The organism is Actinoplanes solisilvae (assembly GCF_003999975.1).
Lineage (GTDB): Bacteria > Actinomycetota > Actinomycetes > Mycobacteriales > Micromonosporaceae > Actinoplanes > Actinoplanes solisilvae.
The window spans coordinates 153,366-175,787 of sequence record NZ_RJAC01000018.1 but is presented as its reverse complement, the minus strand read 5'-3'; the positions used below and the strand labels follow the sequence as shown (position 1 = coordinate 175,787).

Here is a 22,422-nt window from a genome sequence, read left to right as displayed (position 1 = left end):
ACACCTCGTACGTCTGGTGAAACGGTTCCGGCTCGGCGGGCAGCGGCGCATCGCGACGCCGTGATCGCAAGGCCCAGGCCGGGGCGGCCGAGTGGAACTGGCCGGGCGGGGCGTCACCGGACGTGGTGCTGGTGGACCTGCGGATGCCGGTGATGGACGGGACGACCGCGACCCGGCACGTCCGAGCGAACCACCCGCAGGTCAAGGTGATCGCCCCTGACCACCTTCGACGACGACGCCGACGTGTTCCCCGCGATCCGCGCCGGGCGATCGGCTACCTGGTCAAGGACGCTTCCTCGGAACGGCTGATGGAAGCCGTCCGCGCCGCCGTCCGCGGCGAATCAGTCCTCGAACCGGGCGTGGCCGCCGAACTGGTGTCACTTACTCGCGGATCAAGGCGGGCAGCGCCAGCACCATCGTCGTCGACCAGGTGATGTGGGTCAGGATGGGGGCGAGGACGCCACCGGATGCGCGGCGCTGCAGGGCCAGGATCAGGCCGAGCACGAAAGCGGCGAACACCAGCATGAGGTTGCCGGTGGCGACCGTCGCCGCCGCATAGATCACGGTGGAGATGAGGACGGCGTGCCGCCGGCCGATCGCGGCGAACAGCGCTCCGCGGAAGAAGACCTCCTCGGCCACGCCGTTGAGGAGCGTGACGGCGACGATCGGCACGACGGCGCCGTACCGGGCGTGGGCCAGGACGCTGTTGACCAGCTCACGCAGCGGCGGCAGTTCGCGGACGACGAGCGAGCCGGCCACGAAGACGGCGCCCAGCAGGAGCCCGGTGACGATCGGCGTGACGATCGGGCGTCGCAGCCGGTCGCGGACCGTTATGCGGCCCAGGTGCAGCGGCCCGGACAGCAGCGCTCCGGTGACCCAGGTGAGCGCCACCAGCACCGTGAGCAGGTAGAAGACGTCGTCGCCGGGGCGTACCGACAGGGAGATCCCCAGCAGGACGGCGCCGGCCAGCAGGGTGATCGCGACGACGACGCGGCGCCTTCGGAACTCCCGGTCGGTCTGGTGGTGGTCGCGGTCGACCGGGTCGATCAGCGAGGGACCCACGGTACGTCGAGCGCGGCTCAGCCAGGCCGACGTCACCGAGCCGCCCGCTGCCGGTCGTGCCGGGCGGCCCGCTCGCGGTCGGCCAGGGCGAGCCGCACCGCGTCGTCGTAGCCGAGGGGCGTGCCGGGAACGAGCCGGATGATGGCGTCGTCGTGCACGACCACCTCGGTGGACATGGAGTCGACCAGGTTGCGGGCGGTTGCCAGGTCGACGTCGGTGACGAACTTGAGCCACGCCGACGACAACCGCGGGGTCAGCAGCGGCACGGTGAGGTTGGGCAGCCGGCTTCCACGGATCTTGGCGACGCGCTGCAACATGTCGATGTAGCGCAGTACCTCCGGGCCGCCGATCTCGTACGTGCGGCCGCGGGCCTCGACCGGCTCGAGCACCCCGGTGAGATAGCGCACCGCGTCCGGCAGGGCGATCGGCTGGGTCCGGGTGCGCACCCATCGCGGCGTCACCATCGCCGGCAACCGGTGGGCGAGCTGCCGCGTCATCTCCCAGGAGATACCGCCGTGGCCGATGACCACCGCGGCGCGTAACACGGTCACCGGCACCGGACCGGATCTGAGGATGTCCTCGACCTCCCGCCGGGACCGCAGATGCGCCGACAACGTGCCGTCGTTCGCGCCGAGCCCACCGAGGTAGATGATCCGTTCCACCTGAGCCGCGGCCGCGGCCTCCGCGAAGTTGCGGGCGGCGTCGGCGTCGCGTTGTTCGAAATCGGCCGAGGCCAGCGAGTGGACCAGGTAGTAGGCCACATCGACCCCGGCGAACGCCGCCGCCAGGCTGACGGGATCGGACACATCCGCCTCGGTCGGCTCCCCCGCGCCGTGATAATCCCGGGGGTGCCGGGTCATGGCAAGCACCCGGTAACCCTCCTCGGCCAGGCGTGCAGCCACGTGGGAGCCGATGAAGCCGGACGCGCCGCTTACCAGAACCGTCTTTCTCACCTGCTCCTACTACCCACGGCGCCGCTGGAATCCCGCACCTCGGGGATCGGACTCGAACACGGTCACCGAGGTCCAGACCCTGATCGATTACGCCGCCTCACGGCGGGTCAGCCGTCGTAGTCTCGCAGCATGTTCGCCAGTCGCACGCGGGACGCGATGCCGAGCTTGGCGTAGGCGTTGCGGAGATGAGCGTTGACCGTGTGCGGCGACAGAAACAGACGTTCGGCCACTTCGCGGTTGGTGGAACCGGTCGCGACGATCCGGACGACGCCCAGCTCGGCCTCCGTGAGGCTGTCCCAGCCGCTGCTGGGGCGACGCTTCATGACCCGCCGGTGCGTGCCGTGCCGGCGCAACATCTGTTGGAGTCGCTGGGCGTCGGCCACGGCCCCGGCCGCGGCATAGGCGTCGAAGGCCCGGTTGAGCTGCTCCAGGCCGGCGGCTGTGCTTCCGTCCTCGACCAGAATGCGGCCGGCGTCCTCGGTCGCCGCCGCGGCCAGCAGCGGCCGGGAGCCGGAGTGCCGGTCAGCGACAGCGAGCAGTCCCGCAGCGTCGCCGTCGACCAGCCGAACGACATGATCGGCTCCGACCGCGAACGCCGGCGCGGCGCTGTTCCCGGTGTGCGCGGCGGCGGCGGTGGTGACCCGCTCGAGGAGATCGCGATCACGGGCCGACACCGCGATCCGGGCCGCGGCGACCAGGAAGGACATGTCGTACGGAACCGGTGGGGCGCCCGGCACCAGGGAGTCCTGGGCCAGCAACCGGCAGGCGTACGCCATGTCGTCGCGCTGGGCGGCCGACATGGCCAGGACTCGGCCGGCCCAACGCCGCTCGCTGGGTCCGTCCGCCGAGCGCAGGCGCTTGGCCGCCGCGGTGGCCGCCCGGCCGAGGTCCCGGTCGCCCAGGTGGACGGCGAGTCCGGCCGCGGTCACCATCCGGAGCACGAGCGCCCAGCCCTGCTCGTGGTCCGGGTCGATCGAGTCCAGGTCGGCGCGAGCGTCGGTCAGCCGGCCGGCGATCAGGCCGGCCTGCGCCCGGATATGGGTGGTCAGAGCGAGAAGGGGACTGTTGCGTTCCCGCCGGGCCTGGCCCAGGCAGTCCTTCAGTACGGTTCCCCCTTCCTCGTCACACCCGAGGCAGTGCCACAGCGCCGCTGTCAGAACGTTGTCGGCGCCGAGCGCGAGCGGCGGCCCGCTGCCCAGCAGCCCGGAGAGCTCCGTCGAAGCGGTGCTCGCGTCACCCCGGGCGATGTGCGTGGCGACCAGCACGAGCCGGGCGGCACCATCGGGTTCCGGGTCGCCGGTCTCCTGGGTGCCCGCCAGCGTCCGGCGCGCGAGCCGGTACGCCGACTCGTGATCGCCGGCCAGCAGCAGGTTCTGAGCGAGCTGGACGTGGTGCCGCCTCCGCGTCGACCGGTCGATGCCCGTGAGGTTCAGCGCGAGGTGATTCTCCCGGATCCGGTCGGTGAGCGGCCGGGACGCCATCGTTGACATCGTCAGACGCAGCTCGGCCTCGCTGCCGGTCGTCAGCGGACCCGCGATCACCCGGTCCGCGAGCAGCTCGGCCTCGCTCACGCGGTGCGCCCGGTGCAGGAGTTCGGCTGCTTCGGCCGCGGTCGGCCCGCGCTCGGCGTCGTCCGCCGTGAGCAGGTCGACAGCGCGGACGCAGAGGTCAGCCGCGGCGCCACTGTCGGAGGCGGCCAGAGCGCGGGCCGCCGCGCGTAGCACCGAGGCCGCCGGCCGGTCACCCACTTCCGCCGTCTCGGCCACGCCGGCCGCTACCTCGACCGGATTCTCCCCGGCCCGCAGCAGCACCTCGGCCGCCTCGCGGTCCAGGGCCCGTCGAAGAGAGACCGGCATGGTCTCGCGGGTCGCGTGTCTCAGCAGCTCCGGCTGGAAGCGCAACCGGGCGCCGTCCACGGCGAGCAGTCCCGCCCGGATCGCCTCGTCCAGGGGCTCGATCAGCTCGGTGGCATGACTGTCCGTCAGACCGGCCAGGTGGTCGGCGGTGAACCGGGGCGGCATCACGGCGGCCATTCGCACCAGGCGCCGCGCCTGCGGTGTCAGGGCCTCCAACCGTTCCTGCATCAAGCGCGTGATCCGTCGAGGCAGCGTCGCCGGTCCTCGGGTGCCGTGCAGGCAATCCTCCTCGCGGAGTCCGCACAGCAACTGGATGAGCCAGAAGGGGTGGCCGTCAGCCGGCTCGGCCAGCCCGAGCAATCGCGGCGTGGCCGCCGTGCGGACGACGTCCTCGATCAGGGCCGGGACGGCAGCCGCGCGAATCCCGCCCAGACTCACGGTGTCCGCGCCGCCGTCGGCGAGTTCGGTGAACAGTTTCCGGAGCCCGTCGCCGGCCTGGTCCCGCCGAGCCGCCAGGGCCCACAGCACGGCGGAGTTCCGCAGCCCGGCGCTGATCGCCCGGATCGCATTGGTGGTGGCGGAATCCGCCCATTGCAGACCGTCCAGTATCACCACCAGGGGTGTACGGGTCGAGGCTCGCCGCAGCCCTTCGGTCAGCTCGTGAACCAGCCAGTAGCCGAGGTCGCCGCGTCGGTCGGCGTCGCGCACGTGCTGTACTTCGGTGATCGGTGGCTGGGCGCCGAACACGGCCGCCACCAACAGCGCGAACCGTACATTCTGCTGCCCGTCGACGGCTTCGGCCCGCAGGACGGGTAACCCGGCCCGGTTGGTCCGGCTCCGTAACTCGTCGAGGAGCCTTGTCTTGCCGATGCCCGGTCCTCCGTCGAGCAGCAGCACGTTGCCGTGCCCGTCGCGCAGATCGGCGAGGCGGCGATCGATCAGGGCCAGCGCTGATTCCCGTCCCCTCAGCGTGACGGCACCCACCGGATCGGGCCCGTGGGCCGGAACCGGGATCTTGTCGATGACAGTCATGTGTTCCCCCCAGATGAGCGCCTCGAACGGGGACCGTCCGGCCCGGACCCGACGGCGTAGCCGTGAGCTGCTCGGCGATGCCAACCGTCATCGTCGCGGGGGTGGCCGGCGATCGCGTCCGCCACCTGGCCAGTCAGCCGTGCAGGCTGGCGTCCGGCAGGACGCGGTGGAGCTGGCTGCGCGAGCTGACACCGAGCTTGGCGAAGACCTTGCGCAGGTGATATTGGGCGGTGCGGGACGATATGAACAGCCTGGCCCCGATCTCGGGATTGGACAGGCCGTCCCGGGCCAGGCGCGCCACCTCGGCCTCCTGCGAGGTGAGTTTCTCGCCGTCGGGCACGATCGAGGCGGCGCGCTTGCGGGCGGTGGCGCCGGTGGCGAGCAGCTCGCGGCGGGCCCGGTCGGCGAACGCCGCCATCCCCATGTCGTCGAGCATGTGGTGGGCGGTGCGAAGCTGCTCGCGCGCGTCGACCCGGCGGCCCCGCCGGCGCAGCCACTCGCCGTAGAGCAGGTGTGACCGCGCGAGCTGGGTCCGGATCGGGGTCCGGCCCAGCCGCTCGATCGAGAAGCGGTAGAGCTGGTCGGCCTCGTCGCCCTCCGCGGCCAGGGCCTGGATCCGGGCGTCGAGGCCCAGCGCCCAATCGGTACGGGTCACGCGGGTGCGCCCGGCCATCCAGTCGAGGGCCGCCTGGACCGCGTCGGTGTCGCCGGTCCGGGCGGCCGCCTCGGCGAACTCGGGAACGACCTGCGGGCCGAATCCGAACTCGTCGGCCAGGAACGCCTGCCGGGCGGCGACCAGGGCGACGTCGTGCCGGCCCAGGCCGTTGTTCAGAACCGCGCTCGCGTAGCCGGCCGAGCTGATCATCTGGCCCACCCCGGGTCCGGCGGCATTCCTGATCGCGGTTTCGATCAGGGCCGAGGCGTGGGCGTCCCGGCCCTGCCAGGCCGCGAGAATCACCAGGGTGTAGTCGTCGGGCCGGCTGCCGTTGGCCTCGGCGACCAGGTTGCATTCGTCCATGAGCCGCTCGGTCACTCCGGGCTCGCCGGAGAGCAGGTGAACTCCGCCGAGATGATTGAGCGCGACCTGCAACTGGACCAGGGCGCCGAGCTCGCGGGTGACCTTCACCTGCCGCTGAGCCAGGGAGCGCCAGGCCTCGAAGTCCCACACCTCCAGGGCGATGGCGAGATGACTTCCGCCGACGATGAGCCGGAGCCAGCTGCCGGCGTCGAAGGTTTCGGCCTGCGGAGGCAGCACCGGCTCCAGAGCCCGGCGCAGCGCTCCGGCAGCGGCCGTGTGCCCCTCGAGCTTCCACCGGGCGAGTCCGTCGATGACCAGGTCGACCGGGCGCGGGGGTCCGGGCGCCGTCGGCGTGGCCAGGGCTCCCTCGGCTGCCGCCCGCATGCCACCGGGCGCGCCCAGCTCACCGGCCCCGACGGCGGCCATGAGAGCTTCCAGGTAGGTCTGGCGAGCCCGGCCCGCGTCGAGGGGTTCGAGCAGCTTGGCCGCGCTCAGCAGAAGCGGGACGGCGACGCCGTCGCGCTGCTCATCGAGGGCGAGGAGACCACGCAGGTGATCGATTTCGGCCGTGTGCAAGGGGTCCAGCGGGCCGGCCTCGGCCAGAACCAGCAGTTCCCGCGCCGCGTCGAGCGTGCCGGCCTCCTGCGCGGCGCGGGCCGCGGCCAGCAGGCGCCCCACCCGGCGGCCCGGATCGGGGGTCAGCAGGGCGGCCCGTTCCCGGAACGCGGCGGCCGCGGCCAGCCCGCCACGTTGCTCGGCGCGGCCCGCCGAGCGCTCCAGCTCGGCGGCTACGTCCTCGTCCGCTCCCTCGGCGGCCTGCGCCCGGTGCCACGCCCGGCGGTCCGGTTCGGTGGCCGGGTCGGTTACCTCGGCCAGAACGGCGTGGGCCCGCCGCCGGTCGTCCAGCGGCGCCGACCGATAGGCCGCCGACCGCACCAGCGGATGCCGGAACCGCACCCGCGCCCCGAACTCGGCCAGGCCCCTCTCGGTCGCCGGCCCGGCGGCACCGGCCGGAATGTCCAGCCTCTCGGCGGCTCGCCACACCAGCAGTGGATCACCTGACGGGTCGGCGGCGGCCAAGGTCAGCAGCCGGCGGGTGGCGGCCGGGAGGCTGTCGAGCTGGCGTTCGAAGCTGTTCTCGATCCGGACCGGAACGGGCAGGGCCGAGGGCAGGCCGAACCCGCCGGCCAGCTCGGCCGGGCTCAGGCCGCGCGGCAGTTCCAGCAGGGCCAGGGGATTGCCCTGCGCCTCGGCGACGATGAGATCGCGGACGCGGGGGTCGAGCGGGGCGGCCAGCGCCGACTCCAGCAGCGTCCGGGAGTCGTCGTCGCGCAGCCCCTCGACCACCAGTTCGGGCAGCCCGGCCAGTTCCTCGCCCGGATGCCGGGTGCCGAAGATCAGGCCGATCGAATCGGCCGCGATACGCCGGGCGACAAACGCGAGCGCCAGCGCCGACGCCCGGTCGAGCCACTGCTCGTCGTCGACCAGGCAGAGCAGCGGCCGCTCGGCGGCGACCTCCGACAGCAGCCCGAGCACCGCCAGCGCCACCAGAAACCTGTCCGGTGTCGGACCCGGGCTCAACCCGAACGCTGTGCCGACCGCCCTCTGCTGCGGTTTCGGCAGTCGTTGCAGAACGCCGATCGAGGGCGCGAGCAGTTGATGCAGGCCGGCGTAGGGCAGCTCCATCTCGGCCTGCACCCCGACGATCCGCAGCACCCGGCAACCGGTGGCGTGGGTGGAGACGTGGTCGAGCAGGGCGGTCTTACCGACACCGGCCTGACCACGAACCACGAGCACGCGGCTCTCGCCGGCGCCGACCGCGCTGATCAACCGGTCGAGAAGGGCGCATTCCTCGCCCCGGCCCGTCAGCCCGTCCATCGGCACGCTCCCGCGTGGTTCTCGCCGTGCGGCCGGCACTTTCCCGTCATGTCGACCCAGCGGTGGGACCGTTCCTGATAGCCGGAGCCCGGGAGTGACTCTAGTCCGCGAGAACCGCTCCGGAGGAGGTCGGGAACATCAGGGTCAGAAGATTTGCCTTTCCCTCCGCGAGGCGAGGTCGCCGAACGTCGGACCCGAAACGGCCGTCATCGGTGGCAAAGGGAGAACCGCGCCGTTCAGCCTGACCGTTCGAGTGCGGCGTGCTCGGCCGCCCGGACGAGGGCGGCGGTGGCACGGGAGCGTGACATGGCCGGCCAGGCGATCGCCAGCGTCGCGGGCGGGGCGTCGGGCATGTCGACATATGTGATGCCGGGGCGCGGATAGCGCGCACGGATCGAGGACGGCAGCGAGGCGGCCCTCACCCGGCCCATCTCGATCAGCGTCAGGAGCTGAGCGAGGTCGGTGACGCCGTCGGGGATCACCGGGTCACCGAGGTCGCCCGGCGTCAGCGTCGCCCGGGCGGCGAGGGGGCCTTTGGACGCGACGGCGGCCACCCGGGGCTCACGGTGGATGACCTCGGTGTCCAGTCCGGTGTGGTCGAACGGTTCGGTGACGAGGGCGACGTCGGCCTCGCCGGTCAGGAGCAGACGGGGCTGCGCACCCCAGCCACAGAGGCGGATCGTGACGGGGAGCGCGTCGGGGTCGGCCCGGTAGCGGGTCAGGAGGGAGTCGAGCAGCCCGGCGTCGCCGTCGGCCTTCATGGCCAGGATCAGCGACGCCGTCTCGGTGCGCTGGGTGCGGCGGGCGGCGGCCCGCAGCGCGTCCAGGGCGAGACGGCCCTCGGCCAGCAGCGTCTCGCCGGCCGGGGTCAGGCTGACCCGCTGAGGGCTGCGCGCGAACAGCGTCACGCCGAGGTCGGACTCGAGGCGGCGGATCGCGCGGGACAGCGGCGGCACGCTCATGCCGAGCCGGGCGGCGGCCCGAGTGAAGTTCAGCTCTTCGGCGACGGCCACGAAGTAGCCGAGCGCCCGCGATTCCATGAGCCCACGTTACCCCCAGGGTAACGAGCGTGACCGGAATGGTCCTTCCGGCCGGACCGGGACCGCCGCAGGATGGGCACATGATCGTAGTTACCACCCCAACAGGACAAATAGGCCGACGCGTCGTCGAGCTGCTCCGTCAGGCGGACGAGCCGGTACGGGTGATCGCCCGGGACCCGGCCAAGGTCCGCGGAGTCGACGTCGTGGCCGGGTCGCACCGGGATCCGGCGGTACTGCGCAAGGCGCTCGACGGGGCGCGGAGCCTGTTCCTGCTGGTGCCGCCCGACCGGCAGTCGACCGACGTCACCGAGCAGTACGTCTCGTACGCCCGGGCGGCCGCGGCCACCGCGAGCCGGATCGTGGCGGTCTCGAGCATCGGCCGCGGCTACCCCGAGCCGGCCGGCGCCCTGGCCGCCGCGTGGGCGATGGACGACGTCATCGAGGCGTCCGGAGCCGACTATCGGTCACTGCGACCGGCCTATTTCATGGAGAACCTCCTGGCCGGCGCGGGGATGATCCGCGACGAGGGTGTCTTCCCGCAGCCGCTGGACGCCGACCGGCCGCTCCCGCTGACCGCCACCGAGGACATCGCCGCGACCGCCGCCCGGCTGCTCCGCGACTCCACGTGGTCCGGCCAGGACAGCGTCCCCCTGGTGTCGCCGGACGACCTGACCCCGGCCGGTATGGCCGAGGTCATGGCCGACGTGCTGGGCCGTCCGGTGACCTACCGGCAGCAGAGCATCGCGGAGTATCGATCGATGCTCGACGGGTTCGGCCTGTCCGGCAGCTTTGTCGCGGCGCTGACCGAAATGGCGCGGGCACAGAACGATGGGGTCTACGGCTACGGGCGGCAGCCCGCGGCCCGCACCGGGACCAGTTTCCGCGATTGGCTACGAACGTCGTCGATCGCCGCCACCCCCGAAGGTGCCCGCACGCGGGTCAGGCCGCACTCGTAGGCCAGGATCACCGCTTGCCCCCGGTCGCGCAGGTCGAGCTTGGACAGGATGCGGCCGAGGTTGGGGGCCTCACTGTGGCTGTACGCCGCGCTGTCCAAAATGGCACGGCCCGGCACCCACCGGGTGCCGGGCCGCACGAGCCAAGGGTCAGAAGGCTCCGACGGTGAACGCGGAACTGCTGGTCACGGCAGTCTGGAAGTAGTCGGGATCGGTGGCGGCGGCGTCCGGCGCACCGTTGCTCACCACGACCAGGTTGTACGACCCGTCCGGTACCGCCGCACTGGCGTACAGCGTCGCCCGGTTCCGAGCCGCCGAGCCAGAGATTTGGACATGCGAGGTCCTCCTACGGTGTGAACCGCATGGATTGTGACGAATGGGGAGGCCCGCGCAACATGTCGGCACCGGCCGTCTGGCAGGAGCGTAACCGAGTCCTTGGAGGTATTAAGGGAAACGGCTTGTTGCATTGAGTGGTCCGATGTTTCGGCAGCGTAGCTGGGCCGCCTCCAACGATTCATTGGCGTCCGCGGCCCCGGCGGACGCAGTGGCCGCCGGGCAATCCAATTCGGCCGGGGGACGGAATGGTGGCCGTTTCGACACCTGTTCCGGGCCGCTGACCGACTGGTTACCTGGGTGCCATGTCCTTTCTTCGTAAGAGTCTCGCCAGCGCCGCCGTCGTCGTGGCCGCCGCCGGCGTCGCCACCGTGGTCAACCCCACCGCTGCCCTGGCCAGCACCCCGGCCAGTTGCTCCAGCGTCCGGCAGATCGGCACCACCCGGGTGCTGACCGTCGGCGGCATGGAGGCGGCCTCGGTCAAGCAGTACTACGGGTGCGGCTACAACTACGCCTACATCTACGTGTGGGAGCAGTACCGTGCCACGCACTCGAACTGGGACCTCTACGTCCACGTCATCGACCACACCCAGAGCGGTGACGACCTCGGCGAGGGAACCCTCAACAACACGACCCGCGCCGAGCTGTGGGGCGCTCCGGCGAACACCGCGGCGCACTGCACGCACGTCACCGGATATCTGAACAGCACCGGCGGCTCCACGAGCACGGTCTGCTGATGGGCGCCCTCCGAAAGGCAGCGGCCGCGGTCGCCGTCACCGCCGCCACGCTCGCTGTCACCGCCGTCCCGGCGCAGGCTGCCACCTACAACGGTGCGTGCGGCAGCGGTTACCGGCAGATCGACTCGATGAGCGTCGGCGGCACCGGCACCGGCCGGGCGTTCCTGACCTACAACAACGGCTGGAACTGCGTCGTCGTCGTCAGCAACACCCCCGGCGAGCGCGACTGGATGGAAGCCTCGATCAAGCTGTCGTCCAGTAACGAGTGGATCGACGACGAGGGCTACTACACCCAGTACGCCGGCCCGGTCTATGTGTATGCGCCGAGCGCCTGCATCGACTGGGGCGGCACGGTCGGTTACAAGGGTATGACCTGGCTGCAGTGGGACGACCACTGCGTCTGAGCCCTCCTCGGCCGCGTCGCCGCACGTGGGGGCCGTGCGGCGACGCGGCGAACAACCGGCCTGAGATACTTTGTGCTGCGAGGCATGGAGAGGCTGGGATGGGTTCCAAAGCGTGGGGTGTCGCCGGCGGATCGGCGGTGGCGCTTCTGGCGGCCGGAATCATCGTGGCGTCACAAAGCCAGACTCCCGCCGCCCACAGTTTCGTCGACAATTTCGACACCCTCAACGCAAACGTCTGGCGCTGCGAGAAGAGCTGCCCGACGATCGAGGACGGCGGCAAGGCCCGGTTCCACCTGCGGCCCGACGTCGAGCCGGACAATCCCGGCTCCTGGTCGAAGGTTGTCTACAAGCCGGAACGGTTCACCGCGGGCCGTTTCACCGTCCGGTTCGCGCTCACTGATCGGCCGGAAGGGCGCCCGGTCTGGTGGGGTGCCGCGCTGTGGGACGACGGACCGGCCCGCGACGGCAGCAAGTTCAACGAGGTCAACTTCGGCTTCACCACCGACGAGCCCTTCTCCGACTCGCAGCTCTATGTCGAGAGCGCCAAGCACGGCAAGGTCAGCTCGGTCCGGGTCGACACCGGGGTGGACCTGTACGACGGAGAGTTCCACACGGCGACTCTGGAGTACGACGCCGAGCATGTCTCGTTCACGCTCGACGACCGCCTGCTCGAGACCATCACTGACCGTACGGTCATCCCGACCGACCCGATGAGCCTCATCCTCGGGCCTCGCCTGGTCACCGGCGCCGAGCCGCTGACCGGCGAGTTCACCGAGTCGATCGATCGGGTCGACATCACCGGCGGCCGCGTGTCCTGACGTCAGCGGCCGCCATACCCGAAAAGAGTCCTAGAGGCGGAACGCGTCGTCGCCGCGCGTGACGCCGCGGGTGTCGAAGAACCGTTTCGCCTTCGCGGCGAGGCTGTCCGCGTCGTAGTCGCGGTGGCTCTGGACCAGGATCACCAGGTCGGCCTGGGCGACCGCGGAGTGCAGGTCATCGACGCGGACGACGTCGACGCCGGGCTGCCAGTTGTCGACGTGGGGGTCGTGATAGCCGAGCTTCGCTCCGAGTCCGTGCAGGTCACGGGCGAGCGGGATCGCGGGCGACTCGCGCTCGTCGGCGATGTCGGCCTTGTAGGTGACCCCGAGCAGCAGCACGTTCGCGCCGTTGGTGGCCAGGCCGGCTTCGTTGAGGATGTTCTGGGCGCGGCGGGCGACGTAGGCCGGCATCGTCGCGTTGATCTCCTGGGCGAGCTCCACGAAACGGAACGGGTAGCCGAGCCGGGTGCGTACGTTGTGCGAAAGGTAGTTGGGGTCGATCGGGATGCAGTGCCCGCCCACGCCCGGACCGGGGTAGAACGCCTGGAACCCGAACGGCTTGGTCGACGCGGCCCGGATGACGTCCCACAGGTCGATGTCGAGCTCGTGGCAGAACCGCGCCATCTCGTTGACCAGCGCGATGTTCACATGCCGGTACGTGTTCTCGAGCAGCTTCGCGGTCTCCGCCTCGCGCGTTCCCCGCGTACGCACCACGGTGTCGACGAAGCGGCCGTAGAACTCGGCGGCGCGGTCGGTGCAGCCGGGGGTGTAGCCGCCGACCACCTTGGGGGTGTTGGCCGCGCCGAAGCGCTCGTTGCCCGGGTCGATGCGCTCGGGCGAGAACGCCAGGTTGAAGTCGATCCCGGCGGTCAGCCCGGACAGCTTCTCCAACAGCGGGCGTACGACCTCGTCGGTCGTACCCGGATAGGTCGTCGACTCCAGCACGACCAGTGTCCCGCGGCACATGTTGCGGCCGATCGCCTCGGTGGCGCCGGTGACCGCGCGCAGGTCCGGGCCGTCGCCCTCGGCCAGCGGCGTCGGGACGCAGATCACGGCGGCCGCGGCCCCGGCGATCTCCCGTTCGTCGGTCGTGGCCCGGAAACCGCTGCCGATCATGGCGGCGATGTCCTCGTCGGTGAGGTCGTCGACGTGGGACCGGCCGGCGTTGAGACTGTCGGCCAGCGCTTGGTTCACGTCGAATCCGAGGACGGACAGGCCCGCCCGGGTCGCCTCGCGGGCGAGGGGGAGTCCCACGTACCCGAGGCCGAGAATGACTACGTCGACCGCCACGGTCGCTCCTTTGTTGCGGGTAGCCGGCCAGGAAGGGCCGGCGATTGGTCAGCTGCCGGACAGGCAGGAGAGATGGGGGACCAGGGACGTCTTGAAGGCCTTCAGGGCCTGCGGCGTCTCGGTGAAGCGCCAGTCGGCGCTGGAGTGCGGTGGCTTCTCGTCGGTCCAGACGAGTCCGAGCACATTGGGGTGCTTGCGCAACCAGGGTCCGAGGCTGGTGATCCATGCGGTTTTGTGCTCGCCGTTGACCCCGGTCTCGGCGAGGACGACCGGCTTCTTGGTGATCCTGGCAAGCGCCTTCATCGTCGGATCGAACGTCTCGGCGGCCTCGGTCTCGTAGCCGTAGTACGAGTTGCCGACGCCGTAGCCGGTGAATCCGATCAGGTCGACGTAGCTGTCGCCGGGCCAGAACTGCTTGAATCCTTTGACGGTCGCGCCACGGGCGATGTTGGGCGCCCACAGCCACAGCACGTTCGTGGCCCCGGCCTTGCGGAACAAGGTCACGACGTGTTGCCACGCCTTGACGTACTGCGCTGTGGTGTTGCCGTTGACGCCGGCCGCCCATGGCGACCAGTCACCGTTCATCTCCGGCGCGTATCGGATCACGACCAGGTCGCCGTACTCGATGACGGTCTGGGCCAGTGACCGGAAGGAGGCGTCGTGCTGCCCGGCGATCGTCGAGGCCAGCGTCCACTTCTTCTGCTCGACCGCCGAGCCGAGTTCCTTCGGCTGCACCGTCAGGAACGGGACGCCCGCGGCCTCGGTGAGCCGGGACAGCTCGAACGGGGCGCCGAGGGAGGCGTACACACCCCGCCATTTCGGGCGGCAGCCCGTCTCCTTCGCGGTCAGGTCGGACTCGAGTGCGGCGGGCCGCTCCGAGGTGATGCCGAAGCCGGGCTTGGCCGACCGCAGCATCGCGGCCGTGGCCCGGACCGGGCTAGCGTGCTGAGCCGGATCGGTCGCGCTGATCGCGGATTGCCGGCCCTGCAAAGAAGATGGCAGTTTCGTCGCGCATCCAGCCATTAGCAGCAGCAGCAGCATTGGCAAGAACTTCTTCATGGTTACCCCCGATGGACACCTCGACCTGTTGGCGGGTGCCCCACTTGAAACGCATGCACGAGGCGATGGCCCACAGTCGCCAGACTCGCAACACGGACCACTGCCACAGCGTCACGACCGGTCCGAGCAGCAGGAACCATCCGAGCTGAGCCGCTCTGCTCTGATCGGATCGGCGGACGGTGAACACGCGCAGCAGCTGGACGTAGCCGAACACGATCAGCATGACGACGGTGTATCCGAGCAGTTCGGCGTCGTTGACCAGCGCCGAGGTGTCGCCGCCGCGCAGCCAGTCGACGGTGTCGGCGACCGGTTTCACCACGAACAGGTAGGCCACCACGATCGTCGAGGCCACGGTCTGCACCCACTTGACGAAGTGCAGCCAGTAGGCGACGGAACCCAGCGGAAGGTACTTGAAGCGCCAGAACGAGCGGATGAACGAGCCGCGCAGCCAGCGCAGGAACTGCCGCCGGTGGTTCGACATCTTCTCCGGCATGACGCAGAACGCGAAGGCGTTGGCCTGCTGGACCGTCTTGCCACGCAGCTTGGCCTGCAGCGTCAGGTAGGAGTCGTCGGAGAACTCGACGTGCCGGCCGAAGAACTTTTCGTTGACGTAACCGAGCCGGGTCTCGTCGATCACCCGGGCGCGGTAGAGGGTCAGCCCACCGGAGTTGACCAGCACCGAGCTCAGCGCCGAGGCGGCGGAGCGGTCGGTCAGCTGGGACGCCGTGCAGAGCAGGTCGACACCGCGGGCGATGACACCCTTGAGGTTGTAGGTGAAGAACACCCCGGCGACCGACATGACCTTCGGGTCGACGAGGGGCTGCAACAGGTTCTCGAGGGCGTCCGGCGCGAGCGCCGAGTCGGAGTCGATGGTGAGGTAGGCGTCCGCCCAGCCGGCGAAGCGCAGCGACGCGGCCACGTGGGTGGCCCGCTTGCCGCGGTTCTTGTCCTTCATCCAGACCAGCGGGATGCCCTCGGCGTTCGAGGCCTCGATCGCCCACATCTCGGTGGCCATGTAGTCGACCTTGTTCGAGCCGTCGTCCCGGATGAAGATCGCGTCCGGTTTACGGGTCTGCCCGATCAGTCCCCGGACCGTGGCGATGACGGCGTCGACGTCCTCGTTGTAGAGGGGGACGACGGCCACCACCTTCAGTCTGTCCAGCTCGGCTAGTTGCGCAGAGTCCTTGACCCGCCACGGACGGTCGAAGGTGGCCAGTAGCAGTTGCAGGAAGAAGACGACGAAGGCGAACGCGTAAACCACCTCGAACGCCGACACATCACTGTCGAAGTGTTCGAACTTGGTCACATGGTGGTAGAGCCACAGCGATGCACCACCGAGCATGAGCACCACGGCGGGCAGGGCCCGGCCCGGAGTCCATTGCGCGGACTTAGCATGTTTTGTCACGGCTTCATCCCGCGTCTCCAGAACAGCCGGATGGACAGCGCGAAGATTGTCACGATGGATCCCGCGGCAAGGAGCACTTCGAACAATCCAATGTGGATGCCCATGTGATACCATGCTTTCGGTCGGCGACTGATCTTGCTGATCAGCCGCGCCATGCTACCTCCGCGCGGTGGTAGTCACGTGTGCGCTGAACGAACGGGTGCCATGCCTGGCCTCTCAGTGTTTTCGCCATGGCCGTTTCGTCATGTCGCCGAGTGGTGGGCTAGGCCGTTCGGGCGACAACGCGTTCGGTTAGCCTCTGCGCCATGACCTCCGAGTACGGCGACGGTGGCCGATCTCACCCGGCGACCTTCCAGGTTCCGCCGCGGCCGGCGCCGGAAACGAAGGCGCCGCCCAGTGGACGATCCCGGGCGCCACTGGTGGTCATGCTCGTTCTGCTCGTGCTGGCTCTGGGTGGCGGAGGCGGCTGGTGGTACCTGAGGCACGCCGACGCCCAGGCCGAGGAATCCGCGCAGGTCAAGATCCTCGATCGCCGGGCCGACCCGCGGCAACTGACCGTGGCCGAGGCATTCCCCGCAGCTACGATCCCCGGCAGTGCGGGCGCCTACAAAGTCCTCAAGACACAGTCGTCGGCCGACTGCCGCACCGCCGCTACCGGCGCTGTCGCCCAAGACCTGGTCGCGGCCGGCTGCAACCAGGTCGTCCGGGCCACGGTGCAGTCGGCTGACGGCGCGGTCGCGGTCACCGCCGGGATCTTCAACCTCGACTCCCGGGACAGGGCACTGCGGGCGGCGAGCGACATCAAGACGGCGATCGACAAGGGCGACGGCCGCTTCGGCGGTCTGGTCGCCGGGGGCGGGTCCAACCTCATCGGCCGGGCCGCCGCGAACCTCGCCTGGGACGTACGCGGTCACTACCTGATCTACAGCCTCACCGCCAAGCCCGACGGCAGCGCCATCGCCGAGGACGACACCCACGCCGACGCGGTGCGCAGCGACGTCGTGCGGAGCTACCTCGGTGACGCGATCATCGGAAAACGCGAGTAACCGGGACATCTGGGCCGTCGAGGTCCGGGCGCGGAGTGTGCAGGATCGCACCCGCTATGACCTGCGGTTCACCCCGGCCGAAGGCGAGCTACTTTCGGGTGTGCCATTTCGCAAGTCCCGACCGACGCCAGAGGTCCTTCCCAGCAGGACCCGGCTGATCGCCGTTCTGAGCAACGAGCTCTGGACCTCGACCATGACCAACACGTCACACCTGATGATCGAGCTCCGCGAACGGATGAAGCGCCCGCGGGTCGGTGACCTGGTGGTCGAGTTCTCGGCCGGGCAGCGCGGCGACGCCGACGGCGTCGGATGGCTGCGGGACATCGAGTTCTCCGACGGGCAGGGCGGCGACCACGTGAACATCGACGGCCGCCGCGTCGTCGACGCCTGGATCGTCGAGCCCCTCGAGAAGCCCGGCGAGACGTTCCGCTACGCCGGGGCGACGTTCTTCGCGGTCCCGCAGCAGAACGCCCGTCAGTGGCTGTCGGCCTGAAGACCCGGTCCGCTCCGGTACCGGGGTCCGTCCCAGCTCAACGGGTATTAGGGTGGCCGCCGTGAATGATCATGAACAGCCCAGATCCCACCGAGCGTCACGGCGATCCGTGCTCAAGGCGAGCGCGGTCGGAGCCGGTGTGGTGGCGGCCGGGGGCGGTGCGGCCGCGCTGGCCGGTCCCAGGATCTTCGGTCATGGAGCCTCGGCCCACTTCGCGCCGGTCGGTCCGCCCTCCGTCGTTCCGGAGCTGACGAAGGCGTCCTGGTCACAGAACTTCCAGAAGGGCCACGGCTGGACCCCCACCGGCGGCAACGTCCAGAAGGCCGTCCTCAACGACACCACCGAGTTTGTCCGCGGCACGCAGTCCGTCTCGCTGACCACCGCCGGGAAGGCCACCGAGGAGGGGGCCAACGCCGACCAGGCCGGCCTGGAGCGGCTGGGCGGCCCGCCGGTGAACCTTAAGGGCAAGGCCCTCCGCCTGATCTTCAAGGTGTCCGACGTGAACAGGCTGCGCTGGATCAACTTCTACGTCGGCACGAAAAGCCTGGCCAACGCCTACCGCTGGCGGGTGCACACCCACCAGAAGGGCCAGAACTGGGTGCAGTCCGGCGAGTGGGTGGTGGTCACCCTGCAGTGGGGCGACCTCAACGCCGCCGCCGGGGCGTTCACGATGAACGCGGCCCGTGTGCCTTCGGTCCGGGCCGGGTTCACCGACATGCGGTTCTCGGTGATCGATGCCGGCCAGGGCCCCTGCACCGTACGGCTTCAGGCAGTCGAGATCGTCCCGGACACCAACTCGACCCACCCCAACGGGCTCGTGTCGATCACCTTCGACGACTCTTGGCAGGACGTTTTCACCAACGGCCGTCCGCTCATGGACAAATACGGCTTCCGCGGAACCACGTACACGATCGCCGACCAGATCGGCACCGGCGGCAAGTTCACGACCGCCCAGCTGCGGGCGGTGCAGGACAAATCCGGGTGGGAGGTGGCCGGGCACTCCTATCAGGGCGCCGTGCACGCCGCCCGCTACAGCGGCGTGACCGCCGAGGCGGTCGACAAGGACGCGGGGGCGCTACGCCGCTGGATGACCGAGAACAGCTTCGAGAGCGAGTCGTTCGCCTACCCCGGCGGCCAGTTCGACCGGACGACCGACGGCCACAGCGTCGAGTCGATCGTGCAGCGCTACTTCTCCACCGGCCGGTCGATCATCGCCGAGGACAACCGGGAGAACACCCCGCCGCCGATGCCGATGCGGTTGCGTTCCCTCACCGGCATCAGCTCAACCCAGAAGGGGCTGTCGAACCCGGCCACCCTGGTCGGCCGGGGTGGCCTGCTCGACCGGGCCCACGGCGCCGGCGGCTGGCTCATCCTCTGCTTCCACCGGGTCGTCACGACCACGCCGGCGAACAGCTCCGAGTGCTCGCGCGACGACTTCGAGAAAATCATGAAGGCGATCAGGTCCCGGGGCATGGAGGTCAAGACGGTCGGCGAGGTCATGGGCTGACCGGGGTGTTCGCGAGCGGCACCGCCGAGGCGACGGCGAGCGTTCAGGGCGATCATCGCGCACCTTCCGGAAGAGTCAGGGCCAGTTTGCCGCCCGCGTGACCCGAGCGCAGCAGCCGCAGCGCCGCCGGGGCCTCCTCGAACGGGAACGTCCGGGCGATCGGGACGGTCAGCCGCCCGCGATGGGCCAGCTCGATGAGGTGCGGCCGCACACGGTCACGGAACTCGACGCTCGCCTCATTGCCGCCCACGGCGTGAAACCCTTCGGCGTACGCCCTGTCGTGCGCGGCAGTCGTGACGATCCGATCGCGGTCGCTGACGAGCTCCAGCGAGACGTCGACAGCTTCGCGCGTGCCCACGCAGTCGAGCGCGGCCGTCACCCCGGAACCGGCGAGCGCGCGGACACGTTCGGCCAGACCCGGCCCGTACGTGGTCGGCGTCGCTCCGAATTCCCGGACCGTTCCGAAGCTCGCCTCCGACGCCGTGCCGATGGCCCTCGCGCCGATCTCGCGGAGCTGTTGGAGCACGCTGACGCCGACGGCTCCGGCCGCGCCGTGCACCAGCACGACGTCACGGGCGCCGACGTGGGTAAGGTGCAGCATCTCGGCCGCCGCCGTGCCCGCGAGCAACAGGTTCGCGGCCTGCGGAAAGCTCAGCTCCGGCGGCTTGGTGAAGACGTCCCGGGCGCGCACGGTGAGCGCTTCGGCATAACCGCCCTGGACGCGGAAGGCGAGAACCTCGTCGCCCACCTCGTGCCGGGAACCCGGGCCGACCGCGGCCAGCACCCCCGAGACCTCGAAGCCGACCGGGCCGGGCGGAATCTTGTAGTCGACCGGGTTCATGCCGCAGGCCCGTACGGCGATGGTCACCTCTTCCGCTCCGGGTGCGGCCACCCGGACCGGAACCAGGCGCAGCGATTCGGCCTCCGCGATCCATCTCATTGGTCTCTCCCTCACATGCGGCGTTGAAGCCACTTCACCAGCATCCGCCGGGAAGGGGGATCGCTTGAATGCGCGACTGTCGTGAGCTGCGCCGATCCGTACGGGCTCACCTGTTCTGACGAGCCGCGGGCCGTCTGCGGCTGATGTTCTGCGAGGACAGGCGTGCGGGCCGGAAGGCCCGGACGTGAGCACCTCGAGAGGACGCCATGAAACTCACCCTGGACGCATCCTCGCCACGCGACTCGCCGCACCACAGATTCCGATGTCACGGTGCGGACTCGTACGGAGGTGTTCAGTAGCGGAACTTGTGCCGGGCGCTGCGCCGGTTCACCCGGGCCGGTAACTCCTCCAGGTCGTCGCGCCGGGCGGGCTCAGGGCCCACGGAAAAATCCCGCATCGTCACGACATAGCCCTGGACCAGGCGGTCCTCGCGCAGGTCACGGTATGTGGCTTCGACCGGCACCCGGCTGCCGTCGGCCCGCAGCAGCGAACAGGACACCACCCCGTCGCCGGAGCCGCGGAAGGCCTGACGCAGACGGTAGCGGTCGTCGGGGTGCACCAGGTCGTCGAGTGTGGCCAACGGCGAGAGGTCGCCGGAGCCGAGACGCTCGCGCAGCGAGACACTGGCGTACCGGATGCGCTGGTCCTCGTCGATCACGAGCATCATGTCCGTGCTGTTGCTGATCACGGCGCGCAGGTAGAGGTCGCTGTCGCGGCGGCCGACCGCCTCCATCAGGCAGATGCGGTCGAGCGCGAGCGCCGCCTGGGCGGCCAGCACCTCGAGGGTGTCGCGGGTGGCGGTGAGGGTGTCCCGGCGACCCTCGAGGATCAGGGCTCCGCCGCTGGGCCGGGCGACGCCGAGCGGTTCCAGCCAGAGCGGGCAGACCAGCGTGGCGTAGTCGGGATCCGCGTCCTCGATCCACCAGCTGCGGTGAGGCGGCCCGGGCACTGTTTCGAGCTTGAGCTCGCGGTCGTCGGCGGCGAAGACGGCGCTGCGGACGGCCTCCGGCGGCATGAGCTGGGCGATCGCGGCTCGGACGGCCTCGTCCACGGCCGGGGTGTCGGCCGCGGCGACCAGGGCGGCGCTCGCCTGCCGCAGGCCCCGTTCACGGGTCAGGGCCTGGCTGCTCAGGGTCACCGAGTCGGTCAGCCGGGTGATGGTCAGGAGCAGGGTGATGGCCCCGGCCACGGCGATGACCACGCCGTCGCCGACGGTGCCGTCGATGGCCTCGATCAACAGGACGACCGGCGGGGTGGCGACCGAGATGCCCAGCAGGGTCGCCCAGCGCGCGAGGAACGGGCTCGGCCGCGGCGCCGCGGGCTCGGTGAGCCGGACCATCGACGGGTGCAGCGCGGCCACGCCCCAGGCCAGGTAGAGCACGACGAACCCGGTTTCGCTCAGCCGGCCCGGCCACAGCGGCTGCACGATGTCACTGACCAGCACACCGACCGCGCCGATGACCAGCAGCGTGGCCGAGAGGTTGCGGCCCGCGGCGACCTGCAGGCGGGCGACCACCGCGAGCAGCAGCAGGGCCCCGATGACGTACGCCCCGGAGGTGTCCCCGATGCGGGCCGCGTCGCCGATGACGAACACCCAGATCACCAGCAGCGTCGAGCACGAGAACGCGAGCAGGTCGATGAGCCGGGCCCGGTCGACGAGGATCGCGCCGACCCGGGTCAGCTGCAGCAGACTGCAGGCGACCAGCACGAACATGGCGTAGAAGCAGAGGTCGGCGGCGCCGGGCCGGTTCAGCGCGGTCAGCACGTCGCCGGCGGCGCTGGTCACGATGGCGCCGGCCAGGAGCAGCCAGGGTCCGATGCGGGCGGGCCGGTGGCGACGAACGCCGTGGACGATGGCGGCCGCGCTACCGAGTCCCAGCACAATCCATTCGATGGCCCTCAGCACGCCCCACTACTACCAGCGGCGCTGCTGTGTGTCCATGTCGATGTAGGCCGAACTCGACTCGCGCGCGAGGCCGGCCGGTGCGACCAGTCGTTCATGGACGCTTCCGTGCCCGCGGCGCGGGGGTCGATCACTGGGGTAGCAGGCCCGCGGCCACCGCCTTCAGATCGGCGATCGGCATGTTGCTGTTTCCGTCGACGACTATTACCGCACCATCCGGCGTGCTGATCACTACGTTGTGGGCTGTGATCTCCGAACCGGCGAACTTGGTGAGCCAGGCCCGGCCGGCCGCGAGCTCGTAGGTGTCCACCACCTCGGCGCCCTTGAGCGCCCAGCCGGTCAGCCACTCGGTGATCTCAGCTCGGTCGACCTCGGTCGTGGTCCGTTCCGGGCGCAACACCGAGATGATCAACCAGTTGCCCCCATTGGACCGCACGTATGTTCGCAGCGACGTCACGGCGGTCGGATAGTGGGAGGCCGGCACCGTACCGTCGTTGTGCAGCATGTCCCGTGAGACCGGGTAGCTGGCGGGTCCGTTCCCGGAGACACCGACCTTCAGACCGATGGGTACGAAGGTGACCCTGTAGCCGTCCAGGGGCTGGTGGACCGGGTCCGCGGCAGCGGGCGAAACCGGGTCGGAGGCGGGGTCGCGCGGATCAGCCTGTGCCGGCTGTCCTCGTGAGTCGGCAGATCGG

Annotated in this window: 18 protein-coding genes and 2 pseudogenes; 8 read left to right on the top strand and 12 right to left on the bottom strand. The window is 70.3% G+C overall.

All coding sequences use genetic code 11. The features are described from left to right. Window positions 1-80: 80 nt before the first annotated feature. Window positions 81-434: pseudogene (locus EER30_RS50070) on the top strand (response regulator); the annotation flags it as partial. Here the strand turns inward: EER30_RS50070 and EER30_RS33950 are convergent. From EER30_RS33950 to EER30_RS33930, 5 genes are all read right to left on the bottom strand, one after another. Next, window positions 382-1,098: a CPBP family intramembrane glutamic endopeptidase gene (locus EER30_RS33950; RefSeq protein WP_205650535.1), complete on the bottom strand. Its 717-nt coding sequence runs from the start codon at window positions 1,096-1,098 to the stop codon at window positions 382-384. The pseudogene EER30_RS50070 and the gene EER30_RS33950 overlap by 53 nt on opposite strands. Then, window positions 1,095-2,015 (bottom strand): NAD(P)H-binding protein, encoded by a 921-nt coding sequence (locus tag EER30_RS33945; protein ID WP_127504762.1) that lies wholly within the window; start codon window positions 2,013-2,015, stop codon window positions 1,095-1,097. The genes EER30_RS33950 and EER30_RS33945 overlap by 4 nt, the downstream gene beginning before the upstream one ends. Window positions 2,016-2,122: 107 nt before the next feature. After that, window positions 2,123-4,903 (bottom strand): ATP-binding protein, encoded by a 2,781-nt coding sequence (locus EER30_RS33940; protein WP_127504761.1) that lies wholly within the window; start codon window positions 4,901-4,903, stop codon window positions 2,123-2,125. A 133-nt stretch (window positions 4,904-5,036) separates the two neighbouring features. Next, window positions 5,037-7,799 carry a helix-turn-helix transcriptional regulator gene (locus EER30_RS33935; RefSeq protein WP_127504760.1) on the bottom strand — a complete coding sequence of 921 codons (2,763 nt, stop codon included), beginning with the start codon at window positions 7,797-7,799 and terminating at the stop codon, window positions 5,037-5,039. Between the two features lie 236 nt (window positions 7,800-8,035). Further along, a complete protein-coding gene (locus EER30_RS33930; protein ID WP_127504759.1) occupies window positions 8,036-8,839 on the bottom strand; it encodes a LysR family transcriptional regulator in 804 nt (267 codons plus the stop codon). An 80-nt stretch (window positions 8,840-8,919) separates the two neighbouring features. On the opposite strand from EER30_RS33930, the gene EER30_RS33925 reads away from it, so the two are divergent. The 4 genes from EER30_RS33925 to EER30_RS33900 all read left to right on the top strand — a co-directional run bounded on the left by EER30_RS33925 (window position 8,920) and on the right by EER30_RS33900 (window position 12,084). Next, on the top strand, window positions 8,920-9,795 hold the full coding sequence (locus tag EER30_RS33925) for an NmrA family NAD(P)-binding protein (protein ID WP_164842579.1): 876 nt from the start codon (window positions 8,920-8,922) through the stop codon (window positions 9,793-9,795). 635 nt (window positions 9,796-10,430) lie between these two features. Beyond that, window positions 10,431-10,862 carry a hypothetical protein gene (locus EER30_RS33910; protein ID WP_127504756.1) on the top strand — a complete coding sequence of 144 codons (432 nt, stop codon included), beginning with the start codon at window positions 10,431-10,433 and terminating at the stop codon, window positions 10,860-10,862. Continuing rightward, entirely contained in the window at window positions 10,862-11,266 is a 405-nt protein-coding gene (locus EER30_RS33905; RefSeq protein ID WP_127504755.1) for a spore-associated protein A, read from the top strand. The genes EER30_RS33910 and EER30_RS33905 overlap by 1 nt, the downstream gene beginning before the upstream one ends. A 98-nt stretch (window positions 11,267-11,364) precedes the next feature. Further along, on the top strand, window positions 11,365-12,084 hold the full coding sequence (locus EER30_RS33900) for a LamG domain-containing protein (RefSeq protein WP_127504754.1): 720 nt from the start codon (window positions 11,365-11,367) through the stop codon (window positions 12,082-12,084). Window positions 12,085-12,114: 30 nt separating this feature from the next. Here the strand turns inward: EER30_RS33900 and EER30_RS33895 are convergent, their stop codons facing one another. Genes EER30_RS33895 through EER30_RS47445 form a run of 4 tightly spaced genes read right to left on the bottom strand, consistent with a single transcriptional unit; the run spans window position 12,115 to window position 15,993 of the window. Continuing rightward, entirely contained in the window at window positions 12,115-13,374 is a 1,260-nt protein-coding gene (locus EER30_RS33895) for a nucleotide sugar dehydrogenase (RefSeq protein WP_127504753.1), read from the bottom strand. Between the two features lie 48 nt (window positions 13,375-13,422). Continuing rightward, a complete protein-coding gene (locus EER30_RS33890) occupies window positions 13,423-14,289 on the bottom strand; it encodes a glycoside hydrolase family 26 protein (RefSeq protein ID WP_164842578.1) in 867 nt (288 codons plus the stop codon). Window positions 14,290-14,311: 22 nt separating this feature from the next. After that, on the bottom strand, window positions 14,312-15,838 hold the full coding sequence (locus tag EER30_RS33885) for a glycosyltransferase family 2 protein (protein WP_164842577.1): 1,527 nt from the start codon (window positions 15,836-15,838) through the stop codon (window positions 14,312-14,314). Beyond that, complete coding sequence (locus EER30_RS47445) at window positions 15,835-15,993, bottom strand: hypothetical protein (RefSeq protein ID WP_164842576.1); 159 nt, start codon at window positions 15,991-15,993, stop codon at window positions 15,835-15,837. The genes EER30_RS33885 and EER30_RS47445 overlap by 4 nt, the downstream gene beginning before the upstream one ends. Window positions 15,994-16,143: 150 nt before the next feature. Here EER30_RS47445 and EER30_RS33880 point away from each other — a divergent pair, with 150 nt between their 5' ends. From EER30_RS33880 to EER30_RS33870, 3 genes are all read left to right on the top strand, one after another. Next, window positions 16,144-16,884 (top strand): hypothetical protein, encoded by a 741-nt coding sequence (locus EER30_RS33880; RefSeq protein WP_127504750.1) that lies wholly within the window; start codon window positions 16,144-16,146, stop codon window positions 16,882-16,884. Beyond that, on the top strand, window positions 16,856-17,377 hold the full coding sequence (locus EER30_RS33875; protein WP_127504749.1) for a hypothetical protein: 522 nt from the start codon (window positions 16,856-16,858) through the stop codon (window positions 17,375-17,377). Before EER30_RS33880 ends, EER30_RS33875 begins: the two co-directional genes overlap by 29 nt. Window positions 17,378-17,438: 61 nt before the next feature. After that, window positions 17,439-18,884, top strand: a complete 1,446-nt coding sequence (locus EER30_RS33870; RefSeq protein WP_127504748.1) for a polysaccharide deacetylase family protein — start codon at window positions 17,439-17,441, stop codon at window positions 18,882-18,884. A gap of 52 nt (window positions 18,885-18,936) precedes the next feature. Here the strand turns inward: EER30_RS33870 and EER30_RS33865 are convergent, their stop codons facing one another. From EER30_RS33865 to EER30_RS33855, 3 genes and pseudogenes are all read right to left on the bottom strand, one after another. Next, on the bottom strand, window positions 18,937-19,824 hold the full coding sequence (locus tag EER30_RS33865; RefSeq protein WP_127504747.1) for an NADP-dependent oxidoreductase: 888 nt from the start codon (window positions 19,822-19,824) through the stop codon (window positions 18,937-18,939). A gap of 292 nt (window positions 19,825-20,116) precedes the next feature. Beyond that, entirely contained in the window at window positions 20,117-21,730 is a 1,614-nt protein-coding gene (locus tag EER30_RS33860) for a PAS domain-containing protein (RefSeq protein WP_164842575.1), read from the bottom strand. A gap of 127 nt (window positions 21,731-21,857) precedes the next feature. Beyond that, a pseudogene (locus EER30_RS33855) lies at window positions 21,858-22,343 on the bottom strand (hypothetical protein); the annotation flags it as partial. Window positions 22,344-22,422: the final 79 nt, after the last annotated feature.